This is a genomic window from Bartonella sp. TT67HLJMS, from assembly GCF_042193375.1.
GTDB classification, from domain to species: Bacteria; Pseudomonadota; Alphaproteobacteria; order Rhizobiales; family Rhizobiaceae; genus Bartonella; species Bartonella grahamii.
This window is the reverse complement of sequence record NZ_JBHILP010000006.1, coordinates 77761-101885: the sequence shown is the minus strand read 5'-3', so window position 1 is coordinate 101885 and position 24125 is coordinate 77761. Positions and strand designations below refer to the sequence as shown.

The window sequence follows — 24125 nt, the reverse complement described above, 5'->3', positions numbered from 1 at the left end:
TACGATATTCGAGAACGCTCATTTAACATGCAAAAACACCGACCACTCCCTTTGCTTTGCAATAAAACACCCGCTGTCTCATCGTGAATTTTTCTAAATCAGCATGCCCCAAAGAGCGGTGTTATCGCATAATAAGATTATCACCGCCCTTTATAGCATGAATTTCTCCAAACTTAATCTTCAGGCAAAAATTCCAACCGATCACCTTGTTTTGTAATTTTCACCGTTGATTCATCGTGAATTTTTCCAAATAAGATGTTTTCTGCCAGTGGGTCTTGAATTTCTTTTTGGATAATCCGTTTAAGCGGACGTGCACCATAGAGGGGATCATAGCCTTTATCAGCAAGAAATTTCCTCACCTCTGGCTCAATTTGCAAAGTTATTTTGCGTTCATTGAGCAAATTTTGCAAATGTTCTATCTGAATATCGACGATCGCTTCCATATCGTGGCGTTGCAATCTCTGAAAGAGAATAATCTCATCAATACGGTTTAAAAACTCCGGACGGAAAGCCGCTTTGACGACATTCATGACATCATTTTTTGCCTGATCGGTTGTTTGTCCTTCAGGCAAAGCGGTTAAAAATTCAGCGCCAAGATTAGAAGTCATAATCAGCAAGGTATTACGAAAATCAACGGTACGTCCTTGACTATCGGTCAAACGTCCCTCATCGAGCACTTGCAACAAGAGATTAAAAATATCAGGATGTGCTTTTTCAATTTCGTCGAACAGAATGACCTGGTAAGGTCTTCTACGCACAGCTTCGGTCAGCACGCCTCCCTCTTCATATCCAACATATCCAGGCGGCGCCCCAATAAGCCGCGCCCCAGCATGTTTTTCCATATATTCAGACATATCGATGCGCAACATGGCATTGGAGTCTTGGAAAAGAAAAGCAGCAAGAGCTTTGGTTAATTCGGTTTTTCCCACACCAGTAGGACCCAAAAACATGAAAGAGCCAAGCGGGCGATTGGGATCTTGCAACCCTGCGCGCGCACGGCGTACAGCGCGAGAAACAGCTTGAACAGCTTCGCCTTGACCAATCACACGTTTGCTAATTTCATCTTCCATCCGCAACAGCGCCTCCCGTTCTGCCTCCAGCATTCGATCAACAGGAATACCGGTCCAGCGTGAAACAATCCGTGCCACATGTTCAGCAGTGACCGTTTCTTCAACGAGATGATTTTGTTGGTCATCATTTTCAGCGATGCTCAATTGTTTTTCGAGTTCAGGGATAACGCTATAAGCGAGTTCTCCAGCTTTTTGGAATTGTCCATCACGCTGTGCAATAGCCAAAGCATTACGGGCTTCTTCGAGTTGTTTTTTCAAATCAGCAGCATGCCCTAATTTTTGTTTCTCAGCCTGCCAAGCCGTTGTCATCTCAGCGGACTGTTGTTCCAATGTTTTCAGTTCATCCTGCACGCTTTTCAAACGTTCTTTTGCTGTTGGCTCCACGTCAGTTTTCAAAGCTTCACGTTCAATCTTCAATTGTAAAATACGCCGATCAAGTGCATCAAGTTCTTCCGGCTTTGAATCGACTTGCATCCGCAACCGTGCCGCTGCTTCATCGATAAGATCAATAGCTTTATCCGGCAAGAAACGATCCGTAATATAGCGGTTAGACAACCGCGCCGCCGCGATCAGTGCACTATCTGCCAAGCGCACTTTGTGATGTTGTTCATATTTTTCTTTAATACCGCGCAAAATAGAGATAGTATCCTCTAAAGAAGGTTCCGGCACAAAGACAGGCTGGAAGCGGCGTGCAAGAGCAGCATCTTTTTCGACATATTTTCGATATTCATCCAAAGTCGTAGCCCCCACACAATGGAGTTCTCCGCGTGCGAGAGCAGGTTTTAGCAAGTTGGAAGCATCCATAGGCCCATCGGATTTTCCTGCCCCCACGAGATTATGCAATTCATCGATAAACAAAATGATCTGACCATTTTCAGCTTGCACCTCTGCCAGCACCGCTTTGAGGCGCTCTTCGAATTCCCCACGAAACTTTGCACCAGCGATAAGCGATCCCATATCGAGCGCATGAAGCTGTTTATCACGCAAAGTTTCAGGCACATCGCCATTAACAATGCGCAATGCCAACCCTTCCACAATAGCTGTTTTCCCCACCCCAGGCTCCCCAATCAACACAGGATTATTTTTCGTCCGCCGTGAAAGCACCTGAATAGTGCGGCGGATTTCCTCTTCCCGCCCAATCACAGGATCAAGTTTTCCTTCACGAGCATCTTTTGTCAAATCACGAGCATATTTTTGCAGAGCATCATATTGGCTTTCGGCATGGGGGCTTGTTGCTGTTTTTCCCTTCCGCAAATCATTAATAGCCTGATTAAGCGCTTGCGCTGTCAACCCTCCACTTGTGAGAACATCAGCGGTTTTTGCGGTCTTTTCCATGATCAATGCTTGCAACACACGCTCCACAGTCACAAATTGATCACCGGCTTTTTTCGCCAGATCTTCAGCCATATTAAAGATTTTTGCCAATGGCTGAGACAAATAGAGCTGTCCATTCCCCCCTTGCACTTTTGGCAAAGCATCAAGTGCTTTGTTAAGCGCCTTTCGAATAAGAGTAAGATCACCACCCGCTTTTTGGATCAGTGATGCCGCCAACCCTTGAGAATCATCTAACAGCACTTTCAACAGATGCTCCGGCATAAATTGCTGATGATCAGAAGAGAGGGCACTATTTTGTGCTGATTGTAAAAAACCTTGCAACCGTTCGCTATATTTTTCCAAGTTCATTTTTTTTCCTTAAATCTCAAGCCACCGCCGCACTTTAAACTCCCCCAACATTCCACAAAAGAGACATCTTCAAAGGATCGACTAATCCCCACAAAACACCGCAAATGATGCCGCATGAAGAAGAACCGTAGTGCTAAAAAGAATATGGGTCCTCACAAGCCCTATAGCAAGAGGGAGAGAAAGGTGCACTGTCATTATTTAAATAAAAACTGCAACTCCTCTATACCCTCCACCAGCACAACCCCACCATCACAACCCCACCAGCAAAGCCTCACCATCACACACTTCACAACTTAACCCCCCTCTTCCCCCTTTTCTCTCCCATCACACACTTCACAACTTAACACCCCTCTTCCTCCCAACTTCCCCCTCCATTCACCAATGCCTCCCCCCCCCAGTTCTCTGACCACATTCCACGCCAAACAAAAGCCCAACGTGACCAAAAACACGCACAATGCATAAATCCACAAATCCTCCACTTCACTTTTACGGATATACATTTTTACGCTTTTACATCATTACAGAACAAAGCTAAAGGAAAGGTTCACCACTCCGCGCTGCTCTATAAACAATCCAGCTTCTTATCTAGGGAAGGACTACTGATCACTTCATATAATTATCACCACCCCCCAAAAGACGCACTTCATCAGACAAGGCAGTTAAGTCCAGCCTAAAATATTCCCCACACACTCTTCTCCAGTCAACGCGCTTAACACCCCTCTTCCTCCCAACTTCCCCCTCCATTCACAAATGCCTCCCCCCCATTTATCTCACCACATTCCACGCCAAACAAAAGCTCAACGCGACCCCAAAACACGCACAATGCATAAATCCATAAGTCCTCCACTTCACTTTTACAGATTCACATTTTTACGCTTTTACATCATTACAGAACAAAGCTAAAGGAAAGGTTCACCACTCCACGCTGCTCTATAAACACTGGTCTGTAAACGAACAAAGCTTTTTGCCTAGTACCCCTTACAGTCTTCAGACACCCCTCCTCAAACGACAGCACTTCCTCAGACTCAACAAATCAAGCCCTATCATGAATATTCTAGCTCTTCCCCCCCTAAAAGAGCGATGTTTTATGGCATAACAGAATAAAAAATATTTTTGATTTTTCTTGCCAATATACTGAAATTACTTTACAAATTTAAAAGTGTTTTAGTCGTCTACGCAACGATCAAGAGGGAAGACGAGCCCTAAGCTCTAGCGTAAAAACGAACCCACTTTGCGGATATCTTGAGTTTCCGGGAGATTTTGCTATGTCCAAGTGCTTGTCAGCACTAAAAGCAAAAAAACTGACTAGAGCTCAGTACTTTTAGACTCCCGGAATACCAATGCGAGGGCGCTCGCAACCGGAGGGGGGGCTTGAAGTGCCAACTAAAAATCCACATTTTATCGACATTTCTGATTAAGCAAAAAACGCGATTTATAATCTATATTTCACACTTTTTTAAAAAGTACCCAATCTTATAGCCTTTGAAATTATTTTCATTTTTCTTGCCAATTTTCTAAAATTACTTTATTGATAAGCATGTGTTTTTGATCGTCCACGCAACGATCAAATAGGGAGCTAAAAGCCCGAAAGCTTAATACATAAATTTATCCCGCATTGCGGGTATCCCGGAATTCCGGGAGATTTTGCTATGTCCAGGTGCTTTAAGCACTAAAAGCAAAAAGCTGATTAAGCTCAGTACTTTTAGACTCCCGGAATACCAATGCGAGGGCGCTCGCAACCGGAGGGGGGCTTGAAGTGCCAACTAAAAATCCACATTTTATCGACATTTTGATAGGCAAAAGAATCCGTCACAGGCGCATTTCAATAGGACTTTCCCAAAAAGCATTAGGAAGCCATTTAGGTGTCAGTTTTCAACAAATCCAAAAATACGAAAAAGGCTTAAATCGTGTAAGCGTAGGGTGTTTACTCGAAATCGCCCAAAAACTAGAAGTTCCCGTGAACTTTTTTTATGCAGACCTTGCCACAAAAGAAGATATTCCTACAAAAGAAACTCTCTTACACCTCGATCAATGCACCTATAGCGAAAAAGAACACGCACTTTTAAAAAACTTTAGAGAGCTCCAGCCAAAAAAACAAAAAGCAATATTGTGGCTGATTTCTGATTAAGCAAAAGCGCAATGATCAACGTTATTCGCTAATATATCAAACAATAAAACATCCTTAAGTAAAATTCAGCTCAGTACACCACACCCATCAAAGAGTGATTGTTTTACGGCATATAGGATAATTCACTAGGATAATTCACGCTATAGCTCGTTTTCTGTTTCTGTTATCGCTTTAAGTCAAGCTGATTGAGGATCAGCGGCTGGAGTTTAAAGTTTGACTATTCGTGGCAAAGCAGAGTCAAACAAAAATGACATTGTCGCTCAAAACCATGCCCCCAATTGCGTTTACGAGACGGTGGAACAATATCGAGAAGGCAAAGACTAGACAGAACAAACATATGAGCGGTTAAGTAAAAATCAAAAATTGAATCTATAACGTTGAAAAAGCTACCCGATGCTGGATTATCCCCACACCCTCTAAATCTCAGAAAAATGATTTAAAACATTTGTTTCATTGATGAGCCAATCATTAAGAACGAACAATAGACAAAGAACGGTTCACCAATATCCTGATAGCCAATAAACAGAATAATCCACTCAATCCAGAAAAAAGGAACAGCTGCCCAGCCGAAGTGTGACCTAAAACAAACGCTCCAACAAAGGGAGCCACCAACATAGCTAAATTTTGTATAGACTGCACCCATCCAGAAGCCAACCCAATCTGTTCATTGAAATTGGTTACCAGATAAACGTTAGAAGATATGGAAAAGTAGGCACTAACCATTCCAATAAGGAAAAAACAGAGCAACAAAGTTTCAATACGGAGTAAATCCAAGTAAAAAAAGCACACTGAGATCATTAGAAAACCAATCATTGTTGACATTGCCGGCATTAACAACTCTGATATTTTTCCTGTAAGGGGTTTATGCTTTGATTGTTTCACACTCCAAAACCCATAGAGGAAATTACCGATTGCCGAAGCCGATACCAACATCCCAAGAGCCTGTTTATTCATTTTCAGCGCATTAAGGATGACAGGCAACTGATTATTCACCATAAAGATCATGGCAAAATACACAAACAGCACCGCCACATAGGCATACCAAGTTGTCCCATAAAGCCTATGCTGTGATTTCATGGTGTTTGCTGTTTTTACCATGAGCGACGAGACAGGTTGTGCACCAATACAACAAAACACTATAAAGCCTAGCAATGTCAGAAATCCAGAAAACAATAAAGTATATGTATCTGACAAAAACGCAGAGAGCGTACTCCCCAAAGCAGGTCCTATCATCTTTGCTGCGCTATTGATCATGTTAAGCACAGAATAGTAACGAGTCCGCCCGTTTTCAGGCACCGAATTTGCACTAAGAACGGAAATTGCAGGCATAGCTAGACTGTTGAATATCGCTCGAATAACTGCCAGTATAATAAATGCTTGCAGACTCGTCGCCATTAATAAAACGACAGTACATAATGCTCGTAACAGCAACGATGCACGCAGCCAATGTATCATATAACGGCTACCGACCAACATTCCAATTAGCTTAGACAGAACGATACCCGGTAATAATGTTGCCGCTCCAATAAAAGCGACATCATATTGATCAGCTTTCCAGATGAACACAGATACGGTCAAAATCACGATATAATCAATCCAGCCCCCAAATGACACCATGCCATTACCCAGCAAAAGCACCAACAAGCGATTTTTTGTTGCCCCATCTATTTGCACCAAAACACGCGCCCCTCTTTTTCCTTAGCAATACTGATTAGATGATCAATCCTTCCCCCACACCCTAAAGGCATCAACAACCTTCCTGCAACAAGACACCAACAAGCGATTTTTGTTGCCCCATCTATTTGCACCAAAACACGCGCCCCTCTTTTTCCTTAGCAATACTAATTAGATGATCAATCCTTCCCTCACACTCTAAAGGCATCAACAACCTTCCCGCAACAAGACACCAACAAGCGATTTTTTGTTGCCCCATCTATTTGCACCAAAACACGCGCCCCTCTTTTTCCTTAGCAATACTGATTGGATTATCAATTCTTCCCCCACACCCTAAAGGCATCAACAACCTTCCCGCAACAAGACACCAACAAGCGATTTTTTGTTGCCCCATCTATTTGCACCAAAACACGCGCCCCTCTTTTTCCTTAGCAATACTGATTGGATTATCAATTCTTCCCCCACACCCTAAAGGCATCAACAACCTTCCTGCAACAAGGCACCAACAAGCGATTTTTGTTGCCCCATCTATTTGCGCCCCTCTTTTTCCTTAGCAATACTGATTAGATGATCAATCCTTCCCTCACACTCTAAAGGCATCAACAACCTTCCTGCAACAAAGAAATTTATAATTACAAAACCACTGGTGCTAAGTCTTAGATATGTATTAAATTTTTCATCATTGATTGAACTTAATCTGCATCTCTACGAACAACGACAATAACCAAGCCGTTAATCCAGCTCTTGAATCCATTTACGAGTCATCCCGCGCGCCCTCCCCTTCAGCTCCAACACAAAAAAACGCTCTGAGCATTCTCTCCTCAAGAGGACTCTTTATTCTTCTTCATCACTTTTCTGCGGCGGGGGCGGTAAAATATAAGCGCCAGAAAGCCAACGATTAAGATCAATGGCTCGGCACCGTGTGGAACAAAAAGGATAGGCGTTTTGTTGTGCCATTTGACCACAAATCGGACAAGGATGCGGAGGACGAGTCTCTTTTTGCAAATTTAGCTCTTTTTTTTCTTGGCGCACCTTTGTCATCTGCCCCTTCATTAATTTTTCTTCTGTTCCTTTTTTTTCATTTTTGCTTTTCTCTTTTTGTTGCTTTTCACCTTGCATTGATCTTGCCTTAAAGTTTTTCTAATGCACTTCTTCAGCCCAGTGCGTGAAAAGTGGATAGTGATAAGCGGTCAAGAGATCGACTGTTTCAGCCAACGGTAAACCAACCACATTGGAGTAAGAACCAGCCATATGGACAACGAAAGCGCCGGCTTTTCCCTGAATAGCGTAGCCACCAGCTTTCCCTTGCCATTCACCAGAAGCAAGGTAAGCCTTCATCATAGCAGAAGTTAAGCGTCTAAAACGGACACGACTTTCAACCAATTTTACGGTTATTTTTCCACGTTCATTGAGCGCACAAACGGCGCCATAGACCTTGTGCGAACGCCCAGAAAGGTATCGCAAACATTCATAAGCCTCGTCTTCACCCTCTGGTTTGGGGAGAATGGTGCGCCCCACAGCCACCACCGTATCAGCAGCCAAGATAATCATTTTCTGTTGAGGTAATTTTTCTCGACCATTCTGCAACTCTTCTTGACCATTCTGATCGTACCAGCGCAAAATTTCTTGGGCTTTCAGGGCTTTTTCTTTTGCCAAACGTTTAGCAAGGTTTGCAGGATGTTCTTTTAATTTTGGCGTTTCATCAATATCGCTTGCACAAACCTGCTGAGGATCAATCCCTATTTGTGCTAAGAGCGCTAAACGTCTTGGCGAAGCGGAAGCAAGCACCAAATGAATTCCTTCTGTAAGAGCATCTGCCAAACGTTTTTTCCCCCACTCTCTTATATTTTTCATTTCCACCCCTTCACAATCGACTTCCCTCTCACCCCTTTTAAACACCCCCTTTTACGCGCCCCCTTTTTAAACGCCATTAATCTCCTTGATCTTTTTCCGCATTGATTTTACAGTTTTTCAGTGCCATTCAAACACTCCCCTTTTTTCACTCATGAAAAGCAAGCTTAAAAACTGTTAAAAAATAATAGAAATAATATGATGGCTTTTACAAAAAAGCGCAAGCCACCCCTTAGGCTACTTATAGCGATATGTAATGCGCCCTTTTGTCAAATCATAAGGTGTCATTTCCACCATGATTTTATCACCTGCCAACACGCGAATACGATTTTTTCGCATTCTACCAGCAGTATGCGCAATAATTTCATGATCATTTTCCAGTTTCACACGAAACATTGCGTTCGGTAAGAGTTCAGTAACGATACCAGAAAATTCTAAAACTTCTTCTTTTGACATAAACAAACATTTCCTTTACAGTGCACATATTTTGTTAAGCTGTGCGTTATTTCCAGCGTTCATATCCTATTTTCTTGAGTTTGTGAATAAAAATTCAACAAAAAGAGAAAGGTTTTTCAAGTTTACTCTCTCATGCGCTCAAAAAACATCACCACAGATATCACCACAGATATTGAGGCTCAAAACTTTCTCTCCACTAATTTTACCCACCCATTTCCTCCAATTTTATGATGATCTTGATTTCAGAGTGACGAGAAATTACGCTAAAATTTCTCCCCCTCAAGCGTTTTCCCAACGCCTCTGACTATCCTCCACGACTTACAAACAATCCTCATCCCTCCAACTTTACCTCACCTTCCACACCCTAAACACGCGCCATTTGGATAAATGCAAACACTTCTCCCCATCCAGAAGCCCTCTCCTTTTTTCAAAAACATCCTTCACAAATCCATCCACGATATGCTCTACAGCCTTTCTCCACTCTCTATGCATTTCCCGTACAGCCTGCCCCATTTTTCCTCTCTCCACACACTTCCTCTAAGCCACTCCTTCTATTTATGTTGCTCTCCCAGCTTGAAAACACGATCCCTATACATTCCGTCTCATTAACCACAACGCCCCCTAACGACATAAAGCCTTTTCCTTTTTTTTGCACATTTCTGTTTTCACGCTTTTACGTCATTACAGAAAGAAGCCAAATGAAACTCCCACACCACCCCGCGCTGCTCTGAAAACAATGCTCGACATCCCAGCTTCTTACCCAACACCCCCACGCACTTCAGATCCCCCTCAAACGGGACTGTTTCATCAAACCAGACAAAGAAATCCAGCCTAAATATTCATCACACTCTAAAAAACACCTTGATAAATTGATATGCCTGATATCACCCCACCCCTATAAGCTCCCCTTCTAATTATGATTTCGGAGCCGCGTGAGAGGGTGAGTTCCACCGTGTCAGCCTGTGGAGAGGAAGGCTCTGGCCAATATCCTGTGACTTTGGTGAAACCAGCCTCGAAGACGCAGGAAATCAACAGTATATTTAATCAGAAATGATTATATTTACATAAGTTTGATAGAACGGACAAAACAAGCCGTTAGGTTCTTTGTCAAGGACGCCGTTAGGCGCCCTTGTAAGGGTTTCCTTGACCTTAAGAACCAAGACTTGTTAGTCTCCTCATTAAACGCGGTCTGATCTCATGATTTTGGTGAGCGTTCCGGAGAGTTTGAGAGGCGGAAAGCCTCTCATTAAAAAATAAAGTTTATAAATAAAAACTATTTTTATTTGCCAATCTCCTGAAATTACTTTATCACTTAAAGTGTAATTTTGATCGTCCACGCAACGATCAAGAGGGAAAACAAGCCCTAAACCCTAGCGTAAAAATGAACCCACTTTTGTGGGGGTCCCGGAATTCCGGGAGTTTTTGCTATGTCCAAGTGCTTTAAGCACTAAAAGCAAAAAAACTGACTAGGGTTCAGTACTTGTGACTCCCGGAATACCAATGCGAGGGCGCTCGCAACCGGAGGGAGGCTTGAAGTACAAACTAAAAATCCAAATTTTATCGACATTTCTATAGAAAAAAAACGCGATTCATAATCCATATTTCACACTTTTTTAAAGAGTACCCAATCTTAAGCCTTTGAGATTATTTTCATTTTTCTTGCCAATTTTCTGAAATTACTTTATCACTTAAAGTGTGATTTTGATCGTCTACGCAACGATCAATAGGGAAGACGAGCCCTAAGCTCTAGCGTAAAAACGAACCCGCTTTACGGATATCTTGAGATTCCGGGAGTTTTTGCTATGTCCAGGTGCTTTAAGCACTAAAAGCAAAAAAACTGACTCGGATTCAGTACTTTTAGACTCCCGGAATACCAATGCGAGGGCGCTCGCAACCGGAGGGGGCTTTAAGTGCCAACTAAAAATCCATATTTTATCGACACTTCTATAGGCAAAAGAATTCGTCACAGACGCATTTCAATGGGACTTTCCCAAAAAGAATTAGGAAGCTATTTAGGCGTCAGTTTCCAACAAATCCAAAAATATGAAAAAGGCTTAAATCGTGTAAGCGCAGGGTGTTTACTCGAAATCGCTCAAAAACTGGATGTTCCCATAAGCTTTTTTTATGCAGACATTGCCACAAAAGAAAATCTTTCAACACATGTCTCACACTATGATCAAGAAACATACAGCGAAAAAGAACACACCCTTTTGAAAAACTTTAGAGAACTCCAGCCGAAAAAACAAAAAGCAATCTTGTGGTTGATTTCTGATTAAGCAAAAGCGTAACAATTAACATTATTCCATTCATATACCCCCTTAAGTCAAATTCAAACCAGCACACCACACCTCTCAAAGAGCAGTGTTTTACGGCATAATAGAATAGAAAGATTTTGATTTTTCTTGCCAATTTTCTGAAATTGCCTTATGAATTAATACTGTAAGTTTGGTCGTATACGCAACGACCAATAGGGAACTGAAAACCCGAAGACTTGACACATGAATTTATCCCGCATTGCGGGTATCCCGGAATTCCGGGAGATTTTGCTATGTCCAGGTGCGCTCTAGCACTAAAAGCAAAAAGCTGAGTCAAGTCAGTGTTTTCAGACTCCCGGAATACCAATGCGAGGGCGCTCGCAACCGGAGGGGGCTTGAAGTGCCAACTAAAAATCCAAATTTTATTGATATTTCTATAGGTAAAAGAATTCGTCACAGACGCATTTTAATGAGCCTTTCCCAAAAAGAATTAGGAAGCTATTTAGGCGTCAGTTTCCAACAAATCCAAAAATATGAAAAAGGCTTAAATCGTGTAAGCGCAGGGTGTTTACTCGAAATCGCTCAAAAACTGGATGTTCCCATAAGCTTTTTTTATGCAGATATTGCCCCAAAAGAAAATCTTTCAACACATGCCTCACACTATGATCAAGAAACATACAGCGAAAAAGAACAGGCACTTTTAAAAAACTTTAGAGAACTCCAGCCGAAAAAACAAAAAGCAATCTTGTGGTTGATTTCTGATTAAGCAAAAGAGTAACAATTAACATTATTTGCCAATATATCCAACTCCCCCTACAAACTTCAGATCACCACCCCTCAAAGGATGATGTTTCATCAAACGCGACAGATACGTCCTATTCTAAAATATTCTTGCCCCTTCACCACTCTAAAGTAAGATCACTAAAAGCACCGATCAATCCCTCTTCAAAAGGCAACTTTGCCCCTCTATTTCCTCACATCCTCTCTTCTCTCTCATCAACACACCCGCTCCTTCATCCCAACCCCTCCCTTCACAGACTCTTCATCCCTCACATCCTCTCTTCTCTCTCATCAACACACCCGCCCCTTCATCCCAACCCCTCCCTTCACAGACTCTTCATTCCCTCACACCCTCTCTTCTCTCGTCAATGCACTCGTCTCTTCATCCAAACCCCTCCCTTCACAGACTCTTCATTCCCTCACACCTTCTCCTCTCTCGTCAATGCACCCGCCTCTTCATCCAAACCCCTCCCTTCACAGACTCTTCATTCCCTCACACCCTCTCCTCTCTCGTCAATGCACCCGCCTCTTCATCCAAACCCCTCTCTTCATAGACTCTTCATCCCTCACACCCTCTCTTCTCTCTCATCAACGCACCCGCCTCTTCATCCAAACCCCTCCCTTCACAGACTCTTCATTCCCTCACACCCTCTCTTCTCTCTCATCAACGCACCCGCCTCTTCATCCAAACCCCTCTCTTCATAGACTCTTCATTCCCTCACATCCTCTCTTCTCTCTCGTCAATGCACCCGCCTCTTCATCCCAACCCCTTTCTTCACAGACTCTTCATCCCTCACACCTTCTTCTCTCTCATCAACGCACCCGCCTCTTCATCCAAACTTCCCCTCCCTTCACAAATGCGTCCCCCTAGTTCTCTGACCACATTCCATGCCATGCCAAAAGCATACACACAGCACAAATCCTCCACATCACTTTTACAGATATACATTTTTACGCTTTTACGTCATTACAGAAAGCAGAAAATCTGTAAAAAATGCATTACACAATAACGCTTTCAACAACTGTCTTTAAAATCTCACCTCCCTTTTCATTTAAATCCCCCTATTTTCACTTAAATCATAGGTATAAACCGCCCTATTATTTGCATTGACCAGCATAAAATTTTTCGACAAATTCTAGCTATCAAAAGGGTTCATAAGAAGCATTTTACGACTTTTAAAAGAATTTTTATTTACATCCAGCGCTTTCTTATAACGTACGAGAGTACATTTAATTGATTGACTATAAGAAAATTTGAAATGAGAGAACCTTTTCGTTTTTCTCATTCAACATCTGCAACGATAACTTATCCTTATAAATCACCGTATTTTTTCGTAAGACAAAACGCACAAAACACAATATACTTGCGTTGCATATTCACACGCTTGTTTTAAAGAAAAATCTCTCAACGCTCATCACACCCATTTCGCAAACGCTATTCATAAAGGCATGGAAAAACCCCCATGAAGGGAATAAAATCCATTCAACCCTCCCTATCTTTACGCTTATGGAGAAACAAGGCAGGCACTATCACAAAAACTCTGCCAGCTCCCAATGTTGCGGGCAACCTTCAGTTCGAAAGACGATTCATTAAAGGCATGGCTTTCTTGTACAGTTTTTACCCACATGGCCCACCCACTCATGATGTGCAAGCAAGTCATTTTAATTGATTCAATATGAGAGAACGGGTGATGAGAAAATCTTATTATATTCAGCGTTGTGCTTCACGTTGAAAATGATAATTTATCATTATAAATCAACATATTAACAAAAAAGAGAGCCACCCAGACGCTTTATTTTTTCTAAAAAAGGCTTCACACTGAAAAAAACATCTAAAAATTAGATAAAAAAAAAGGTTTGCCTCTAATAAACAAACCCCTGTAGAAAATTATCAGATAATCTTCAAAATTTTAAATTAATCCCTCTAAAAGCAGCAAAGATACTTCAGAAGCATCAAAATGAATACAAGAACTTATTTAACACAACGTTAAGAAAAATCAAGAAGAAAAAACTTTATCGTTTTTTATCGTTAATGCACCTTTAAAAAACGAGTTTTTTAACCCACACAGCTCAACAATTTGGGGCTGCCCTATAAACGCCTCCGACCAATCCCTTCATCTCCCTCAAAAGACCGTATAAAAGGTTCACAGAGCAAGTCTTCGCTAAAAAAATACCAATCGCAAGCGCTCATAAAAGCCAGTGTTGGCATAAAAGATCAGCTTATCGAATAAGCTTGCTGAAATGTCTTCCCAATCAATAAAAATGCACTTTAAAAAACGAGGCTTCTTAACCCACACAGCTCAACAATTTGGGGCTGCCCTATAAACGCCTCCGACCAATCCCTTCATCTCCCTCAAAAGACCGTATAAAAGGTTCACAGAGCAAGTCTTCGCTAAAAAATACCAATCGCAAGCGCTCATAAAAGCCAGTGTTGGCATAAAAGATCAGATTATCGAATAAGCTTGCTGAAATGTCTTCCCAATCAATAAAAAAGAAGCGGACTTTTAAATATTTCCGCCTCTTTAACAATAAACCATGATGAGGGATTATTTAAAAATTTCAAGACTATGAAGGGAACCAATTTGATAACAATTCATACCTTACAGGATCATCGGCACATTGTCCACCACCACATTCCAGTATGGTAGAAATCAAATTTGCCGCAATCAAAAACACAAATAAAAAACTTGCCGTTTTACTCAAAAATGGAAAAGGAGAAAATTCTTTGAACTTGTGTGCCAATTCGCCTAAAATCATGACAAATGAGACAGCAAAGATACAAAGGACAGAAATAATGAAAGCCCAAGTATAAAAATGCAATCCAAAGAACGTTGAACCATATCCCAAATCATCAGGTGTGATATGCAAAAACACTTGCCGTGCTGCAACGGCACTCGTTACCATACAACCGAGAATAACCATACCATAATGGGTATTTTTCACCTTATGGTGAATATTGAGCAAGAACCCACAACCTGCCAGCATCAATCCAACGCGCTGTAGCAAACAAAGGGGACAGGGTAACTCAAACTTTACCAATTGATAATAAAAAGCCACCACCAAGACAATGGATAACCCAATGAGTCCTAGCGTATTCATAAAGATGACGAAGTGAGGGTTTTTTTGTTCAACTTGTTCCATGGCTATTCTCTCAAAAAGATAAATTTAAAGTAGAAGTTGCGTGATGATTGAAAGTGAGAAGAATGACAACGAATAAAATTGCCCACAAAGCATAACTTATATTTTTTTTGCCATACATAGTCGTTATTGCAGTACCTAAAGCGATTAAAAATGGAAAAAACATAGCTTTAAATCTCCTTTACATCCGGTGTTTAACTCTTAATTTATTTCAGCTTCCACCATTATTACAAAATTGGGCAAAAAAGAGACCATGGATTTATTATTCACAATTCGTCATTCACTTTTCTTGTCATTATATCTAAGTGAAAAAACAACGAACCATATAATCGCTAAGAAACACATCCCAACAAAAGCACAAAAGCGCTGATTATTCGCTGCCCTTTATATCAGCTATTATTAAAGATATATCAACGATTATAAAGAGCACATTCCCCCACTCAATTAAAAGAATCACTTGAACAGCAAAATAAATAGCCTTTGAAATTAAGAGATCGACATCTCTTTTTTCTCAAAAGAATATCCTCACTTTGCAACGCATTTTCGCCATAAAAATCTCTTTTTCTCATGAGCAATTTTTCAAATTGCAGCAGACCTCATAGTATATGGTGACCATGTTTATTTTAGCAAATAAAAATGAGATATTTTTTTAAAAAAACTTACAATCAATGGCTTTCCCCCGATGTATTTTTTCCTCTTACCTTAAATAAACGGCAATTCCGCAGCTCAACAGCCTCATAGGTCCAACACCACCCCTTAACACCTCCCCTCAAAATTCATCCCTCCCCCTCAAAAGAAGTGCTTCATGACCTTCAATACTTTAATTTTTCATCTCTCGAAATCCCCCTTTAAATTTTTAGCTTTCCATCTTATTTGAAAAATAACTGTTTCTCTGTCATCAATTGGCTTTGCAAAGAGAATATAAAACTTTAAAAAAATAATGATAAAGAATCGCATTGAACCTTTGAAAAGGATGGTGAATGATGAAAAAATCATGTGATGTCGCGATTTTAATGGGGAGCCAATCGGATTGGCAAACGATGTGCCATAGTGCAGATATTTTGACAAATCTTGGTATTTCTCATAGTTCGCATATTGTCTCAGCACACCGAACCCCTGAACGCCTTTATCAATTTGCAAAAGAAGCAAAAGACGCAGGATTTAAAGTTTTAATCGCCGGTGCAGGGGGCGCAGCGCATCTTCCTGGTATGCTAGCAGCCCTTACGCCTCTTCCTGTTTTTGGCGTTCCAGTGCATTCTCATTCTCTTTCTGGTCAAGATTCTTTGCTTTCAATTGTGCAAATGCCAGCAGGGATACCCGTCGGCACATTAGCAATTGGCAAAGCAGGTGCAATTAATGCAGCACTTTTAGCCGCAGCCGTTATGGCCATTTATGATCATGATCTCGCCCAGCGATTACAAGATTGGCGTCAACAACAAACAGCCAATGTCGCCAAAACGCCTGTAACGGAGGTTTAAAATGGCACCGTTTTCCAACACCACCCCCTCATCCAACACCACCCTCTCATCCAACACCACCCTCTCATCCAACACTACCCCCTCATCCAACACCACCCTCTCATCCAACACCACCCCCTCATCCAACACGCCCCTCTCATCCAACACCACCCTCTCATCCAACACGCCCCTCTCATCCAACACGCCCCTCTCATCCAACGCACCCCTCTCGTCCAACACGCCCCTCTCGTCCAACACGCCCCTCTCGTCCAACACGCCCCTCTCATCCAACACCACCCTCTCATCCAACACCACCCTCTCATCCAACACCCCCCCCTCACCTAACATGTTACCTCCAGGCAGCGTCATTGGTTTAATCGGCGGCGGACAGTTAGCACGGATGCTCGCCATAGCGGCCGCAGAATTAGGATTTCGAACAGTTATTTTTTGCCCTGAGTCCGATTGCCCAGCCGCTCAAACAGCGAACAGCCATATTGTTGCCTCCTATGACGATACATCAGCTTTAGATCATTTTATTTCTCAGTGTGATGTTGTCAGCTATGAATTTGAAAATCTTTCGCTTCAAACGGTTCAATATGTAGAGAAGAATAAGCCTGTTTATCCTTCTTCCAAAGCATTAGAGATCACGCAAGATCGACTTTTTGAGAAGCAATTTTTGCGTGATCAAGGGATTGGCACCGCCTCATGGTATGCTGTTGACAATTCTTCTTCTCTTCTTTCTGGTCTCGATGCCTTAGGCGGACGTGGTCTTTTAAAAACGCGTCGTTTTGGTTATGACGGAAAAAACCAGATCAAACTTGATCGCCCCAATGAACAAACCCTTGACGAAGCCTTAAGGACTTTTCAGGAGCAGCCTTGTATTTTGGAAGAAATAGTTCCTTTTTTATCGGAAATTTCGGTTCTCTCGGCTCGCACAAAACAAGGGGAACATATTTTTTATGATTGCCCTGAAAACCAACACAAAAACGGGATTCTTCATAAATCCTTTGTTCCATCACATATTCCACTTAACGTGCAAAAAGCAGCCCAAGAAATCAGCCTAACAGTAATGAATGCGCTCGATTATGTTGGTGTTCTTTGTATTGAGTTTTTTGTCTTAACGGATGGTCATCTTTTAGTAAATGAACTCGCGCCGCGTGTACATAATTCTGGTCATTGGACACAAAAAGCATGCATAACTTCACAATTTGAACAGCATATCCGTGCTATTTGCGGTCTTCCCTTAGGCAGCACATACCGTCATAGCGATTGCCAAATGACAAATCTTCTTGGGAACAATTTAAGCACGTTAAAATATTTTCTCACGCAAGAGCGCACCTCGATCCATTTATATGGCAAAAGCACTGTTCAACCCTACCGCAAAATGGGGCATGTCATCCAATTAATGGGACCAGCCAACAAATCTTAACGCTCACACATAAAAACGCTTTTACCCCCAATGAACTGAAAAACATCCTCTTCACCCCTCACGTAAAATAAAAAACCTCAAACAGAAGACACTTGTTTTGCCAATTTACGCGCTTATTTTAAAGAAACATTTGGCCAATGCACATTGCCACCACTTCACAGTAGCCCCCCATCATAGAGTATAAAAGCTCTCGGTAATAACTTAAACATTCATAGTGCACCACCCTCTTAAAACTCATGAAGCGTAAACGCCAGCCTCATCACACCATTTTGCCAGTCCCCAATGTTGCAATACTCTCTTGCACTTGAAAGCATTTATAAAAGACCGTTTTATTCCTTACTCTTCAAGTGTCTTTACCCGTACACCAATCCCGCTTGTGATATGCAAGCAGCAAATGCTATGGTCAAAGATACACCGATTTGCAATGAGAAAACCATAATACTATGCGAAACTCTTAAGTTTTCTATGTTTACTATGAACAATAGAAATTAATCCTTATCAATTCATCCCTTTTGTCTTCATCATGCAATTTATTTTCTAGGTTTTAAGAGCAAACTTTAAGAATATCCTCACACACTAACAAAAAACACCTCATGGTATAAATTTTACATAAGCCTTCTACACCGCCTAAACGATGATATTTTACGGAAAAACAGGTTTCTCTTCTTACAAATGAGAAGCTTTTACTTGTTCCCACTTTTTATCCTTCTTTTTTGCGAGAATATTTTTACCTTCAAGGCAACCATTAACACACTATAGGAAATGTATAATACACCCTTGACAAGAATAAGACTTCTTGTTAGACCTCTCTTACTTTTTTTGCAATTTTCACTTATTCGTTGTGCTAATGAAGTGTGTCAATGCGTGCCTTAAGAGTACGCTTTTCTTATTTGTGATCACAGTGAAAAAGTGTGTCGTGTGACGTTATGATGCAAGTACGATATCGCAATGCAATGTTCACAGAGTGAACAGTGTATTGGGGTTTTGGTATTGTATTTTCGTGTTTTAATGTTGTATTATAGTGTTGTATTACGTAAACTGTTTAACGGTGAATATGATGAAAATTAAAAATTCGCTTAAAGCACTAAAGGAGCGCCACCGTAACAATCGTTTGGTGCGTCGTAAGGGTCGTATTTATATTCTTAATAAAACGAACCCACGTTTTAGAGCGCGTCAGGGCTAATTCTTTTAGGGTTAATGTTTTTATGCCTACTTTTTGTAGGCTTAAAAATTTTTTCTTAAAGTTTTTTTGGTTATAAGTCCGTTGGTTACGAGTCCATTGTTTGATAATATTTGGTGATTTATCTTTTGGGGGCTTGTTTTTATGGATTCTTCTATTTTTCTAAAAGCTTTTCGATTTTTTCAACTGCGTTTTTTCTGTATTTTCCAGCGCATTTTTTTTCTTTTCTTTGTTGGCATTTTTTGTTTTGTTCCCTCGAGCTATGGGCAAAATCCTCCTTCGCTTCCTGAAGATCGTCCTTCTCCACAATCGCTTTTACCATTAGATGATCTTATTCCCAATTCTCCTGCCCCTTCCTCAATGCCCTCTGATTCTGATTTGTCTGCGATTACTCTTGAAGAGTTTGACAAAGAGCAGCTTTCCCATATTGACAGAGTTAAGCAACGCAAAGAAGCTGAAATTTTACGTTTACTGAAAGAGTTGAAATATTGTGCTGATGTTTCTCAAGCAAAAAAGATCAGTCAACAACTTCAACATTTATGGTCCCAATCGGGGAGTGAGACGATTGATCTTTTAATGTCATGGGCTGAAAGTGCGATCAGTAGCGACGATTATGGACTTGCACTTGATTATATTGATAATGCTATTGCACTTTTACCTACTCACGCTGAAGCTTGGGTAAGACGTGCTTGGATTCACATTCAACTAAACGATTTCAAGCTTGCCATGCTTGATCTCAACCATGCTCTTAAACTTGAGCCGCGCAACTATATAGCTTTTTTTGAACTTGGCGTTACCATGGAAGCAACAGAGCGTCCAAAACTTGCCATTAAAGCTTATGAAACAGCATTAGAGTATTACCCCCAAATGCGGAGGGTTCAAAAGCGCGTGCAAGCTCTGTTAGACGAACAATCACCGCAATCTCTTTGAAACCATTCAAAAACGAGATGCTTTACGCATCTTTTCAAACTTGGATAAGACGCAAGCCAGCTTTACATTCCACTCAATAAACTAAAAGCCCCCTGCTTATCACCACACCATCAAACGCCCCCCACGCAATTATAGAACCTTTTTTTGAAACTTTAGCCCTTAGAAGCAACAGAGCATCCAAAACTTGCCATTAAAGCTTATGAAACAGCATTAGAGTATTACCCCCATAAATGCGGAGGATTCAAAAGCGCGTGCAAGCTCTGTTAGACGAACAATCACCGCAATCTCTTTGAAACCATTCAAAAACGAGACGCTTTACGCATCCTTTCAAACTTGGATAAGACGCAAGCCAGCTTTACATTCCACTCAATAAACTAAAAGCCCCTGCTTATAACCACACCATCAAACGCCCCCCACGCAATTGACCCCACTCCACGCAATTAACAATGTCTTTTTTGAATTTGGATCTGTTTTGTATTGAAGGCAGCTTCCAAACACTTCCAATACCCCTTCAAGAATTTCTTCTCATAGCAAACAAACGCTTCACGCCTGTGTCCTCTTCACAGCGCCTCTTTTTTTTACATCCCTCCATCATGGATAAAAAAATTTGTAAACACGATCCTCAAAAAATATTTTTTGAAAAAAGCTTAAAACATCGCTGAGCACCTCTGATAAACTATCATCGTCTGTTTTTATTTTTATGAGCTTCAACCATAGCAGCACATATCGTATCGGCTCTCCTCCACCCCTCAAAGTTGATAAAACAGCACTGAAATATTCCCTACAAGGCAAAAACTTCAAAGATGCAATGTCAGTTAAAAAAACATCCTTGAATAAGAAATATCTCTCTTCAAAGCTCCTCCAAGTATTCCCGCGAAACATAAAAATCAAGCGATTGCCAATAAACCGTTCCACCCACCCCTACTCATATTTTTTGCTTTTTTTACTTTGAATAAAGCGTTCTATATATCATACAGCCATTTCCAGCAGCCACCAGCAAGATTGTAAAACCATCTTGAAAAAACTTTATGAAAAATAAGAGATTGCAGTTATTTTATCTCTAGCAGAAGATCTGAAATTGTTTTATATTAAGGAGGGTGTTCTGCGCTTCTCGACAGGAAATAACGTATTCCTGAGACCTTAATGATCTCCAAGGGAGCTGTCCCTGATCAAGCCCGTGGGCTTTTTCATATGGCGCCCACCTATTTGTATAGGTTCCCGGGATCAGCTTTTTCCATCGGCTGTTGTGGATCACCCTTTTTTACATCAAAATTTTTCCAGATAAAAATTGAGAGCATCCTTTTACATAAGACCAATGACGATACTCTCTTTTCAAGAAATAAAAATTACGTTGGGCTTTATTTTATAAAACAGATAGCACTTACAAAAATAATCCCCTCTGTGAATCTGCTTCATCCCTTGGCACGCAAGCAGCGCAAAAGCGGTTTGTTGCATCAAGATGCCCTACCATAAGAGCGCACATTTTTTCATGAGCACAGCTCTTGTCCTAACAGAGATTTACAAAACGCCAACAATGGATAAAATGCCAACATCTTATAAAACAACTGGCGAGACAATGACACATAATCCCCTCAGTGAATCTGCTTCATCCCTTCGTACACAGCAGCGCAAAAGCGGTTTATCGCGTCGTGATGCTCTTTTAATAGAAGAGCGTGCACTCTTTTCGCAGCGTGCTTGTTGCCACTTTATTGAATACCTTGAAAAAAAGGGAACAGATTTTTCACGCCTCATTTTAGCAGGCTATTGGCCCATTAAATCGGAAATTGACCCGCGTCCTTTACTGGATGCTGTAGCATTACGCGGCGGACGTTTAGCCTTACCAGCAGTGCTTGATTCCACCACCATGGTTTTCCGTGCATTTTCTCCCAGCACAATTTTAGAGCCCATGCGTTTTGGCACCTTTGGTCCCAGTGCAGACAATAGCGTTGTTGTCCCCAATAATATTATTGTTCCGCTTTCTGCGTTTGATCGTCAATGTCACCGTCTTGGCTATGGAGGAGGATATTATGACCGTGCGGTTGAAGCTCTTGAAAAACAAGGGCATCAAATGGCATTATGGGGCATAGGATTTTCATGTCAGGAGGTTTCCTCTATTCCCGCAGCAGAACATGATCTACAGGTACAGGGAATTTTTACAGAAAAAGGTTTCTTAAAATGTTAAAATGTGATTAAAGCGCCTATGCGTTTTTTATTTTTAGGTGACATTGTTGGTAACACAGGCTGTAAAGCTGTTTTTGAACACCTTCCTCAACTGATTGAGAAATGGCAGCTTGATTTTGTTGTGGTAAATGGTGAGAATGCCTCTGGTGGTTTTGGTCTCACACAAGAGACGTATCAAGATCTTTTGATGGCCGGTGTTGATGTTGTGACCACGGGCAATCATGCTTTTTCTCACAAAGAAGCATTGCAGTATGCCCATGAGAGTGATCGTTTTTTACGCCCTGCCAATTTTTCGAAAGAAACTCCTGGAAGAGGTGCTGGTATTTTTACGGCAAAAAATGGAGCTCGTGTTCTTGTCGCCAATCTGTTGGGCAACGTTTTTATGCCATGCAAAGTAGAAGATCCATTTGAAACAGCGGAAAATATTCTTTTAGCCTGTTCGTTGATGGAGCAAGCCGATACGGTTATTTTTGACTTTCACGCAGAAACGACAAGCGAGAAGCAATGTTTTGGCCATTTTCTTGATGGTCGTGTGAGTGTTATCGTTGGCACACATACGCATATTCCCACGGCTGACGCGCAAATCTTAGAAGGTGGGAGCGCCTATTTAACGGATGCAGGCATGTGTGGAGATTACAACTCATCTCTTGGAATGGATAAAGAAGAACCCTTACACCGTTTTCTTTATAAGACGAAGCAAGGTCGTTTTGAACCGGCGTGTGGTCCCGCCACCCTTTGTGGTTTAGCAGTTGAGATTTCAGATCGCACAGGTTTAGCAGAAAAGGTCTCGGCGGTACGGATTGGTCCTCATTTAAAGCCTGAAGTTCCAGATTTTTGGTAGCTTCTTTTAAGCCACCCCCTTTGATGATCGCTCTCCACTGGGCGCCCTTTGGATGATTGCTCTCCAATGTTTCCTTTTGAGAACTTTTTTGGCAAGACGATTTTTCAAGCCCTTTCCAAATCCCTAAAAACGCTGCACCCTCCAATTTGCCTAACACAAATAAGTCACCCTTTAAAAAGGGGAAAGGTCCAAATTTTCATGATTTTCAAAATGACGAGAAGGTGGTTTTATTGGGACATTTCTGCGGGGGGGGGGGAGGGAGAAATGCTAACCCCCTTCTCTGAAAAAGGGTTTATATAATAATTGATTATTTAGCAAGAGAATCTTTAATTTTTTTTGATTCTAACGAAAATTTAATCTTAAAATTGCTTTCTGCTTTTTAGGTTTGAGCTCTCTAAAACTTTTCAAAAGGACTTGCTCTTCTTTGCTCGAGATCCTTTCATCATAAGGATACAAGACGTCTTCTTTTGTTGAGAGATCAGCGTAAAAAAAGGAAATGGGAACATTGAGAATATCAGCAATTTCTTGTAAACGCCCCGCCCCTATACGATTAGAGCCTTTTTCATATTTTTGGATTTGTTGAAAAGTCACACCTAACTGGCTGCCTAATTGCTTTTGCGACATTCCCAGCATTGTTCTTTTAAAGCGAATTTTTCTGCCTATCGAAATATCGTTAAAGTGTGGATTTTTAGCTTTCACTTCAAGCTCCCCTGCCGGTTGCGAGCGCCTCTTATGCGTATTCCGGGAGTCAAAAACACTGAATCCGAGTCAGCTTTTTTGCTTTTAGTGCTCATCGCACCTGGACATGGCAAAAACTCCCGGAATCTCGCGATACTTATAAAGCAGGCTAATGTCTCAGCTTGGATTTTCAGGCCTTGGGTTCCACCATTCCACACTGTACGACGAGAACCCTGGTGCTTGTTCATAAAATAATTTCAGGAGACCAGCAATAAAAATTAAAACAGTGTTTCTTATCTCATGAGACAATCAAACACAAAATTGCTTTCTGCTTTTTAGGTTTGAGCTCTCTAAAACTTTTCAAAAGGACTTGCTCTTCTTTGCTCGAGATCCT

General features: G+C 41.3%; 24 protein-coding genes, 1 other RNA gene and 1 pseudogene. 10 read left to right on the top strand and 16 right to left on the bottom strand.

The features are described from left to right. Window positions 1-173 precede the first annotated feature (173 nt). The 3 genes from clpB to ACFIJQ_RS05185 all read right to left on the bottom strand — a co-directional run bounded on the left by clpB (window position 174) and on the right by ACFIJQ_RS05185 (window position 3497). Entirely contained in the window at window positions 174-2753 is a 2580-nt protein-coding gene (gene clpB, locus ACFIJQ_RS05195) for an ATP-dependent chaperone ClpB (protein ID WP_375628903.1), read from the bottom strand. Between the two features lie 293 nt (window positions 2754-3046). Next, a complete protein-coding gene (locus tag ACFIJQ_RS05190) occupies window positions 3047-3253 on the bottom strand; it encodes a hypothetical protein (RefSeq protein ID WP_375628901.1) in 207 nt (68 codons plus the stop codon). A gap of 103 nt (window positions 3254-3356) precedes the next feature. Then, window positions 3357-3497 (bottom strand): hypothetical protein, encoded by a 141-nt coding sequence (locus ACFIJQ_RS05185; RefSeq protein WP_375628899.1) that lies wholly within the window; start codon window positions 3495-3497, stop codon window positions 3357-3359. Window positions 3498-4509: 1012 nt separating this feature from the next. Here ACFIJQ_RS05185 and ACFIJQ_RS05180 point away from each other — a divergent pair. Beyond that, on the top strand, window positions 4510-4881 hold the full coding sequence (locus ACFIJQ_RS05180; protein WP_375628897.1) for a helix-turn-helix domain-containing protein: 372 nt from the start codon (window positions 4510-4512) through the stop codon (window positions 4879-4881). Window positions 4882-5349: 468 nt separating this feature from the next. On the opposite strand, the gene ACFIJQ_RS05175 is transcribed toward ACFIJQ_RS05180, so the two are convergent. From ACFIJQ_RS05175 to infA, 6 genes are all read right to left on the bottom strand, one after another. Beyond that, window positions 5350-6555 carry an MFS transporter gene (locus tag ACFIJQ_RS05175; RefSeq protein ID WP_273788473.1) on the bottom strand — a complete coding sequence of 402 codons (1206 nt, stop codon included), beginning with the start codon at window positions 6553-6555 and terminating at the stop codon, window positions 5350-5352. Continuing rightward, window positions 6546-6692: a hypothetical protein gene (locus ACFIJQ_RS05170; RefSeq protein ID WP_375628896.1), complete on the bottom strand. Its 147-nt coding sequence runs from the start codon at window positions 6690-6692 to the stop codon at window positions 6546-6548. Before ACFIJQ_RS05170 ends, ACFIJQ_RS05175 begins: the two co-directional genes overlap by 10 nt. A 122-nt stretch (window positions 6693-6814) precedes the next feature. Continuing rightward, window positions 6815-6949, bottom strand: coding sequence for a hypothetical protein (locus ACFIJQ_RS05165; RefSeq protein ID WP_375628894.1), 135 nt, complete (start codon window positions 6947-6949; stop codon window positions 6815-6817). 440 nt (window positions 6950-7389) lie between these two features. Then, entirely contained in the window at window positions 7390-7674 is a 285-nt protein-coding gene (gene yacG, locus ACFIJQ_RS05160; protein ID WP_375628893.1) for a DNA gyrase inhibitor YacG, read from the bottom strand. Window positions 7675-7695: 21 nt separating this feature from the next. Continuing rightward, a complete protein-coding gene (locus ACFIJQ_RS05155) occupies window positions 7696-8409 on the bottom strand; it encodes a Maf family nucleotide pyrophosphatase (protein WP_375628891.1) in 714 nt (237 codons plus the stop codon). Window positions 8410-8643: 234 nt separating this feature from the next. Next, a complete protein-coding gene (gene infA, locus ACFIJQ_RS05150) occupies window positions 8644-8862 on the bottom strand; it encodes a translation initiation factor IF-1 (RefSeq protein ID WP_004857577.1) in 219 nt (72 codons plus the stop codon). A 1910-nt stretch (window positions 8863-10772) separates the two neighbouring features. On the opposite strand from infA, the gene ACFIJQ_RS05145 reads away from it, so the two are divergent. Both ACFIJQ_RS05145 and ACFIJQ_RS05140 read left to right on the top strand, forming a co-directional pair. Next, complete coding sequence (locus ACFIJQ_RS05145; RefSeq protein ID WP_375628889.1) at window positions 10773-11138, top strand: helix-turn-helix domain-containing protein; 366 nt, start codon at window positions 10773-10775, stop codon at window positions 11136-11138. Window positions 11139-11517: 379 nt separating this feature from the next. Next, the gene (locus ACFIJQ_RS05140) at window positions 11518-11883 is read left to right on the top strand and encodes a helix-turn-helix domain-containing protein (protein WP_375628887.1); all 366 of its coding nucleotides are present in this window, start codon (window positions 11518-11520) and stop codon (window positions 11881-11883) included. A gap of 807 nt (window positions 11884-12690) precedes the next feature. Here ACFIJQ_RS05140 and ACFIJQ_RS05135 read toward each other — a convergent pair. The 4 genes from ACFIJQ_RS05135 to ACFIJQ_RS05120 form a co-directional block, all read right to left on the bottom strand. Next, window positions 12691-12846, bottom strand: coding sequence for a hypothetical protein (locus ACFIJQ_RS05135; protein WP_375628885.1), 156 nt, complete (start codon window positions 12844-12846; stop codon window positions 12691-12693). Window positions 12847-13402: 556 nt separating this feature from the next. Then, window positions 13403-13525: a hypothetical protein gene (locus ACFIJQ_RS05130; protein WP_375628883.1), complete on the bottom strand. Its 123-nt coding sequence runs from the start codon at window positions 13523-13525 to the stop codon at window positions 13403-13405. Window positions 13526-14462: 937 nt separating this feature from the next. After that, a complete protein-coding gene (locus tag ACFIJQ_RS05125) occupies window positions 14463-15038 on the bottom strand; it encodes a disulfide bond formation protein B (RefSeq protein WP_015856856.1) in 576 nt (191 codons plus the stop codon). Between the two features lie 10 nt (window positions 15039-15048). Next, the gene (locus ACFIJQ_RS05120) at window positions 15049-15201 is read right to left on the bottom strand and encodes a DUF5993 family protein (RefSeq protein WP_015856857.1); all 153 of its coding nucleotides are present in this window, start codon (window positions 15199-15201) and stop codon (window positions 15049-15051) included. An 814-nt stretch (window positions 15202-16015) separates the two neighbouring features. Between ACFIJQ_RS05120 and purE the strand changes: the two genes are divergently transcribed. Next, entirely contained in the window at window positions 16016-16513 is a 498-nt protein-coding gene (gene purE / locus ACFIJQ_RS05115; RefSeq protein ID WP_015856858.1) for a 5-(carboxyamino)imidazole ribonucleotide mutase, read from the top strand. On the opposite strand, the gene ACFIJQ_RS05110 is transcribed toward purE, so the two are convergent. Beyond that, window positions 16451-16819 (bottom strand): hypothetical protein, encoded by a 369-nt coding sequence (locus tag ACFIJQ_RS05110; protein WP_375628880.1) that lies wholly within the window; start codon window positions 16817-16819, stop codon window positions 16451-16453. The genes purE and ACFIJQ_RS05110 overlap by 63 nt on opposite strands. A 19-nt stretch (window positions 16820-16838) precedes the next feature. Between ACFIJQ_RS05110 and ACFIJQ_RS05105 the strand changes: the two genes are divergently transcribed. The 6 genes from ACFIJQ_RS05105 (at window position 16839) to ACFIJQ_RS05080 (ending at window position 23053) form a co-directional block, all read left to right on the top strand. Beyond that, window positions 16839-17921, top strand: a complete 1083-nt coding sequence (locus tag ACFIJQ_RS05105; protein WP_375628878.1) for a 5-(carboxyamino)imidazole ribonucleotide synthase — start codon at window positions 16839-16841, stop codon at window positions 17919-17921. A 1057-nt stretch (window positions 17922-18978) separates the two neighbouring features. Then, window positions 18979-19104 carry a type B 50S ribosomal protein L36 gene (gene ykgO, locus ACFIJQ_RS05100; RefSeq protein WP_013545486.1) on the top strand — a complete coding sequence of 42 codons (126 nt, stop codon included), beginning with the start codon at window positions 18979-18981 and terminating at the stop codon, window positions 19102-19104. Between the two features lie 141 nt (window positions 19105-19245). Continuing rightward, window positions 19246-20031 (top strand): tetratricopeptide repeat protein, encoded by a 786-nt coding sequence (locus ACFIJQ_RS05095; RefSeq protein ID WP_375628876.1) that lies wholly within the window; start codon window positions 19246-19248, stop codon window positions 20029-20031. A 1096-nt stretch (window positions 20032-21127) separates the two neighbouring features. Beyond that, window positions 21128-21288, top strand: a non-coding RNA gene (gene ssrS, locus ACFIJQ_RS05090) — 6S RNA. A gap of 319 nt (window positions 21289-21607) precedes the next feature. After that, window positions 21608-22213 (top strand): 5-formyltetrahydrofolate cyclo-ligase, encoded by a 606-nt coding sequence (locus ACFIJQ_RS05085; RefSeq protein WP_375628942.1) that lies wholly within the window; start codon window positions 21608-21610, stop codon window positions 22211-22213. A gap of 18 nt (window positions 22214-22231) precedes the next feature. Next, window positions 22232-23053 carry a TIGR00282 family metallophosphoesterase gene (locus ACFIJQ_RS05080; RefSeq protein WP_273788604.1) on the top strand — a complete coding sequence of 274 codons (822 nt, stop codon included), beginning with the start codon at window positions 22232-22234 and terminating at the stop codon, window positions 23051-23053. A gap of 342 nt (window positions 23054-23395) precedes the next feature. On the opposite strand, the gene ACFIJQ_RS05075 is transcribed toward ACFIJQ_RS05080, so the two are convergent. Then, window positions 23396-23752, bottom strand: coding sequence for a helix-turn-helix domain-containing protein (locus tag ACFIJQ_RS05075; RefSeq protein WP_375628874.1), 357 nt, complete (start codon window positions 23750-23752; stop codon window positions 23396-23398). Window positions 23753-24029: 277 nt separating this feature from the next. Beyond that, a pseudogene (locus ACFIJQ_RS05070) lies at window positions 24030-24125 on the bottom strand (transcriptional regulator); the annotation flags it as partial.